This is a genomic window from Paenibacillus sp. Z6-24 (genome assembly GCF_054161335.1).
In genome coordinates this window covers 749,001-755,000 of the sequence record NZ_CP096398.1, presented here as the reverse complement: position 1 = coordinate 755,000, position 6,000 = coordinate 749,001, and the positions used below count along the sequence as shown (strand labels likewise).

At 51.3% G+C, this 6,000-nt stretch carries 4 protein-coding genes (1 of these 4 cut by a window edge); 1 reads left to right on the top strand and 3 read right to left on the bottom strand.

Translation table 11 applies throughout. The features are described from left to right. Window positions 1–111, top strand: partial view of a molybdopterin-dependent oxidoreductase gene (locus M1D61_RS03225; RefSeq protein ID WP_458121178.1) — the 3' end only. 1,188 nt of this gene lie to the left of the window's left edge; only the last 111 of its 1,299 coding nucleotides appear in the window; its start codon lies beyond the left edge, outside the window; its stop codon occupies window positions 109–111. A 169-nt stretch (window positions 112–280) separates the two neighbouring features. Here the strand turns inward: M1D61_RS03225 and ligA are convergent, their stop codons facing one another. The 3 genes from ligA to pcrB all read right to left on the bottom strand — a co-directional run bounded on the left by ligA (window position 281) and on the right by pcrB (window position 5,821). Continuing rightward, window positions 281–2,302 carry an NAD-dependent DNA ligase LigA gene (ligA, locus tag M1D61_RS03220; RefSeq protein WP_458121177.1) on the bottom strand — a complete coding sequence of 674 codons (2,022 nt, stop codon included), beginning with the start codon at window positions 2,300–2,302 and terminating at the stop codon, window positions 281–283. 223 nt (window positions 2,303–2,525) lie between these two features. Beyond that, window positions 2,526–4,865, bottom strand: a complete 2,340-nt coding sequence (gene pcrA, locus M1D61_RS03215) for a DNA helicase PcrA (RefSeq protein ID WP_458121176.1) — start codon at window positions 4,863–4,865, stop codon at window positions 2,526–2,528. Between the two features lie 266 nt (window positions 4,866–5,131). Continuing rightward, complete coding sequence (gene pcrB, locus M1D61_RS03210; protein WP_458121175.1) at window positions 5,132–5,821, bottom strand: heptaprenylglyceryl phosphate synthase; 690 nt, start codon at window positions 5,819–5,821, stop codon at window positions 5,132–5,134. Window positions 5,822–6,000 lie beyond the last annotated feature (179 nt).

Here is a 6,000-nt window from a genome sequence, read left to right as displayed (position 1 = left end):
AAATCGGTGAAATGGCTGAACCGTATTGAGCTTATTGCCGAAGATCATATCGGATACTGGGAACAGCGCGGCTATGACAAGGATGCCTGGCTGCCGGATAATCTGTCCTGATCCGGTTGATCAACCTACCAAAAAAAGACGAGATCGCCTCAGCATGGAGGGATCTCGTCTTTTTTTATAATATAAGAATTGTAGCTGTGAAATTCAGCGACTATGCTCTATTGATGTGTTCATGAATGTGCGGCTTGATATATCTCTATTATTTTTCAGCTCTATTCGACTATTCCAGTTCCAACAGCTGGCGCAGCTGCTCTTCATCTTCAATGACTTCGATGCCCAGATCGCGGGCTTTGGTCAGTTTGCTGCCTGCTTTTTCGCCGGCGATGACGATATCCGTTTTCTTGGATACGCTGCCGGTTACTTTGGCACCGAGCTCTTCCAGACGTGCAGCAGCATCTTCCCGGGTCATCGTATGCAGTGTACCGGTGAGCACTACCGTTTTATTGGTAAAGTAGGAATCGGCCAAGACGACAGTCGGTGTCTGCGGAACCTGTGGCTGTACGCCAAGCTGAAGCATCTTTTCAATACTACCGCGCATCAATGGGTCGGCGAAGAACTCCACGATACTCTCCGCTACAATCATGCCGATATCCGGCAGCTCGACCAGTTCTTCGGCTGTTGCATTCATAATCTTGTCCAGATCCCGGTAATGCTCGGCCAGCATCCGTGTGGTGGTCTTGCCGGTATTCGGGATACCCAGCGCATACAGGAAGGAAGCCAGATCACGGGTCTTGCTCTCCTCGATAGCCTGCAGCAGATTGCTCGCTTTGCGTTCCCCAAAGCGCTCTAGCTTAACCAGATCATCAAACTGCAATGTATACAGATCGGCAGGCTCGCGAACCTGCAGCTCGCTTTGCAGCTGCGTCGCTGTCTTGACGCTGAATGTCTCGATATCCATGGCATCCCTGGAAGCAAAATGGGTGATACGCGCAACAATCTGCGGTTCACAGCCCAGCTTGTTGTTGCAGAACAGATGCGCTCCGCGCTGCTCCAGCGGGAATCCGCAGGCCGGACATTGCTCCGGATATACAATCTCTTCGCCGTCATTCTCTTCGGATACTTTACCGAGAATCTCGGGGATGACATCATTGGAGCGGCGGATATAGACGCGTGTACCAAGAGCATGCTTCAGATTTTTGCGTTCGATATCGCCGATATTGTTCAGCGTGCAGTTCTGGACGGTGACGCCAGCCAGCTCTACCGCCTCGACGCGGGCGAGCGGCGTGATTTTGCCGGTGCGGCCCACATTCCATGATACGGATTCCAGGATGGTGCTGGTCTCTTCCGCTTCAAATTTATAAGCGATCGCCCAACGCGGGAATTTGTCCGTGTAGCCGAGCACTTCACGGGTGCGCATATCGGTGATCTTGACCACCGCTCCATCGATCAGATAATCCAGCTGACTGCGGCGTGTCTGAATCTCTTCCAGCTGGGCAATGACATCGTCAAAGTTCTCAAAGTAGGACACATACGGATTGACCCGGAAATGGTTATCCTTGAGGAACTGCATCATCTCCTGCTGGTCGGCAAAACGAATACCGTCCATATAGCCAATATTATAGAAATAAGCGCTAAGTCGGCGCTTGGCTGTTACTTTGGGGTCCAGATTGCGCAGCGCACCGGCTGCGGCATTGCGTGCATTTTTGAGTCTGTCCTTGTCCGAAGCGGTCTCGTTATAGGCCGCCAGCACGGACAGATTCATAATGCCCTCTCCCTGAACTTCCAGCTTGCCTTCCTTGAAAGGAATGGACAGCGGAATCGAGCGGATTGTTTTGATCTGCTCTAGTATGCCTTCGCCGACTACACCGTTACCACGGGTCGCTGCCTGTACGAGCCGCCCATTTTCATAAGTCAGATTCAGGGTCAGGCCGTCGAACTTGAGCTCTACCGCATAGATTGGCTCGGGCAGCGGGGTATCTGGGTTCTTGGTATTGTAATCATTGATCAGCTTGCGGGCACGAGTATGCCAGGTGGACAACTTCTCCAGATTTTGCGCTTTGTCCAGACTCCATAGCGGAGCCAGATGACGATGCGGCAGGAATCCTTTGAGCAGTTCACCGCCTACACGCTGTGTAGGGGAATCCGGCAGCACAACGCCGCTTTCCTGTTCCAGCTGCAGCAGACGGTCATATAATGCATCGTATTCCTTGTCATCCACCAGCGGTTCATCAAGGGTGTAATAATGATAACTGTAATTATTCAGCTCGGCGACGAGCTTTTCCATTTCGTTCATCGGGTCCATGGATGGCATCTCTCCCGTATCTAATATGTAAGTCGCCTATCGTCCTGCATACAGACGACAGGGACTCGGTTGTTTTATTTCAGTCATGCACATATATCCCCGTATTCGAAAAAATAGAACCGAATCACCAGGTATCCGGTTCTATTAAAAGGGAGAACTACATTGTCCAGTTATATGTCAAATCGTCAAAAGTCATTGCCACTACAGGCTGTTGAACCTCGCTTTATTCCACTTTGGTAATCGGAGCAAAGCCTGCCAAGAGACGCTTCAGACCGGTCGGAGCCGGGAAAGCGATCTGCAGTTCCATATCATTGCCGGTTCCTTTGACAGCGACGATCGTACCGATTCCCCATTTGCCATGGGACACCTTGTCTCCTGCCTGGAATCCTTCACCGCTGCCGCTGGCTGCCGGCTTCGGTGCCGAGCCATTGCCAGTCGTTACCGTTACACCGGAAGAAGTCGGCGTCTGGCGTGGCACCGCCCGTGCGGAAGATCCGCTGCCAAATGCAGTCGAGTTATCCCGTTTGCCGCCAAAGCTGCTGGTTGATCCGCCGAATCCACGGCTTCCGCCTCCATAGCTGCTGGTCCCCCCACGACGGTAATTGTTTGGCGCGACTTTGGTATCTTCCTTGTACTCTTCCGGAATCTCTTCCAGGAAGCGCGATGGCGGGTTCGCCGTAGTGCGTCCAAACAGCGTACGCATCTGGGCGCAGGAGAGGAACAGCTGCTTCTCCGCCCGGGTAATGCCTACATAAGCGAGGCGGCGCTCCTCTTCCAACTCGTCATTATCCATAAAGGCACGGCTGTGCGGGAAGACCCCTTCCTCCATACCGATAATGAAGACGGTCGGGAACTCCAGACCTTTGGCACTGTGCATGGTCATCAGTACGACCGCGTCCTCCTGCTCCTCCGGCTTGTCTCCTACGGTATCGATATCCGCAATCAGAGCCAGATCGGTCAGGAAGGCGATCAATGATTTGTCTTCGTTATTCTTTTCAAATTCCATCGTTACCGACAGGAACTCCTCGATATTCTCAACGCGCGCCTTGGACTCCAAAGTATTCTCACGCTGCAGCTCCACACGGTATTCCGACATTTCCAGAATCTTCTCGGTCAGTTCGGTTACCGACAAATAATCCACCATCTGGTGCAGGGCAGCGATCATATCGTAGAACTCCACCAGCGCATTGCGTGTACGACCGGCAAAGCCCAGGTCATCGACGATCTCCAGTACTTTGAAAATAGAGATGCCGCGCTCTGTCGCAGCCGCAGCCAGCTTGGCCACACTCGTATCACCGATACCGCGCTTGGGCACGTTAATAATACGCGTCAGGCTGATATCATCATCCGGATTGGATAACAGACGCAGATAAGCGAGCAGATCTTTGATCTCTTTGCGATCATAGAACTTGATGCCGCCGACGATTTGGTACGGAATATCCGACTTGATCAGAATTTCCTCTATAACCCGGGACTGGGCATTCGTCCGGTACAAAATGGCATGATCCTGATACGGTCTGCCTGTTTTTACACTTTTGTGAATCTCCGAAGTGACAAAGTATCCTTCATCATGCTCGGAATCGGCGCGGTACACCTTGATCTTGGCGCCGCCTTCTTTGTCGGTCCACAGTTTCTTCGGCTTGCGGCCGGTGTTGTTGCCAATCACTTCGTTCGCAGCGCTCAGAATATTGGAAGTCGAACGGTAATTCTGTTCCAGCAGAATCGTCTTGGCTTCCGGGTAATCTTCCTCAAAGTTAAGGATATTGGTAATATCCGCTCCACGCCAGCGGTAGATCGACTGGTCGCTGTCGCCGACTACGCAAATGTTATGATGCGCATCCGCCAGCATTTTACAGAGCATATACTGCGCCCGGTTGGTATCCTGATACTCATCAACATGGATGTAACGGAATTTCTTCTGATAAAACTCCAGCACTTCCGGTACTTCCTTGAACAGTTGAATCGTCGTCATAATCAGATCGTCAAAATCGAGCGAGTTATTGGCACGCAGCTTGCGCTGGTACATGGTATAGACTTTGGACGCCAGGCCTTCAAAATAATCCCCAATCTTCAACTCATACTGGGCAGGTGTGACCAGTTCGTTCTTGGCAGCGCTGATCATCGCCTGAACGGCTTTGGGTTCAAATTTCTTGGTGTCCATGTTGAGATCCTTCATACAGGAGCGGATCACGGACAGCTGATCGCCGGAATCCAGAATGGAGAAATTGGACGTAAAGCCAATCCGTTCGATGTCTTTGCGCAAAATACGTACGCACATGGAGTGGAACGTGGATACCCAGATCTCGCGGCCTTCGCGGCCGACCAGCTGGGAGACACGATCCTGCATCTCGCGGGCAGCCTTGTTGGTAAAGGTAATCGCCAGAATGCCCCATGGCGCGGATTTGCGTGAATCGATAATATGGGCAATCCGGTGGGTCAGTACTCTGGTCTTACCACTGCCGGCACCTGCCATAATGAGCAGCGGTCCATCTGTAGCGAGCGCGGCTTCTTTTTGTCTGGGATTCAGGCGGTTGATTGCATCCTGTATATTTACAGTCGTCATGTAGAAGTCTTGCCCCTTTCTGCGTGGAAATTAGGATATGGAAAATAAACGGTCAGGCGATCCGGCTGCTGCCGAAACCCTGTATATGTTGAACCATGTCGTGTGGTGTATACAAATGTGAACGTGGATGATAAGTCAGGTATGGCTAAACGTCAATGCTGCTTGTTGGCTGGATAAAAGAATCATTGCATATTCATTCGATCAAACTGCTGTCTGGTGCATCAAATAGGTGGTACCTATTTGTATAGTCATCGATCAAATAAAGATCAGTTCTTCACTGCGGCTACCGTCGTAAGAGCGCTGTCGATATCTCTGTACAGGCTATTGCCCACAATAATTGTATCACAGACCCGGCGGGCTGTTCTGGCGCTGTCTGCATCATAAATGCCTCCGCCATAAAATACTCTGGCCTCGCCGGCAGCACGCTTGATATCCGCTGCAAGCTCCATATCGCCAAAGCGTCCGCTGTATTCGATGTAAATGATCGGCAGCTTCAGCAGCCGGTCAGCCGCCTGCGCATAAGCTGCAGCCCGGTCTCCATCGATCGAAGTCAGCGCATCGGTCAGTTGGGCTACAGTGGAATCGGGATTCAGCACAATGTAGCCTTCCGGCATAAGCAGTTCCCATGGAATCAGATGGCTGTACTGCTCAATCGCCTGCACATGCTGCCCGAGCAGCCATTTCCCATGATCGGTATTCAGCACCATTGGGATCATATACAGATCGAATCCGGGTACAACGGCTTCCAGATCGGATACTTCCAGTACGCAGGGAAGTTCATACCTGCGGACACGGGACATCAGATCCACCGTATTATCATAGGTCACACCGGATGAACCACCAATCATGATCGCATCGGTACCGGACAGGCAAATACGATCCAGATCTTCGTCCGAGATCAGACGGTCAGGGTCCAATTTGAATACGTGCTGCCACGCTTTGATTTCATCTCTCAACCTTCATTCCTCCGTCTTTCTGCAACCTTCAGAATAAGTCTATGACAGTGGTTGTACAGTGTCAATTTTTTGTTCGTATTTCATGGGAACAAAATGATATTATACGATATTTGGCAGCGGGTTTGCACCTTAATTTGCAAATAAAAATGCCCCGTCTGTTCAAACGGGGCATTTCGGTA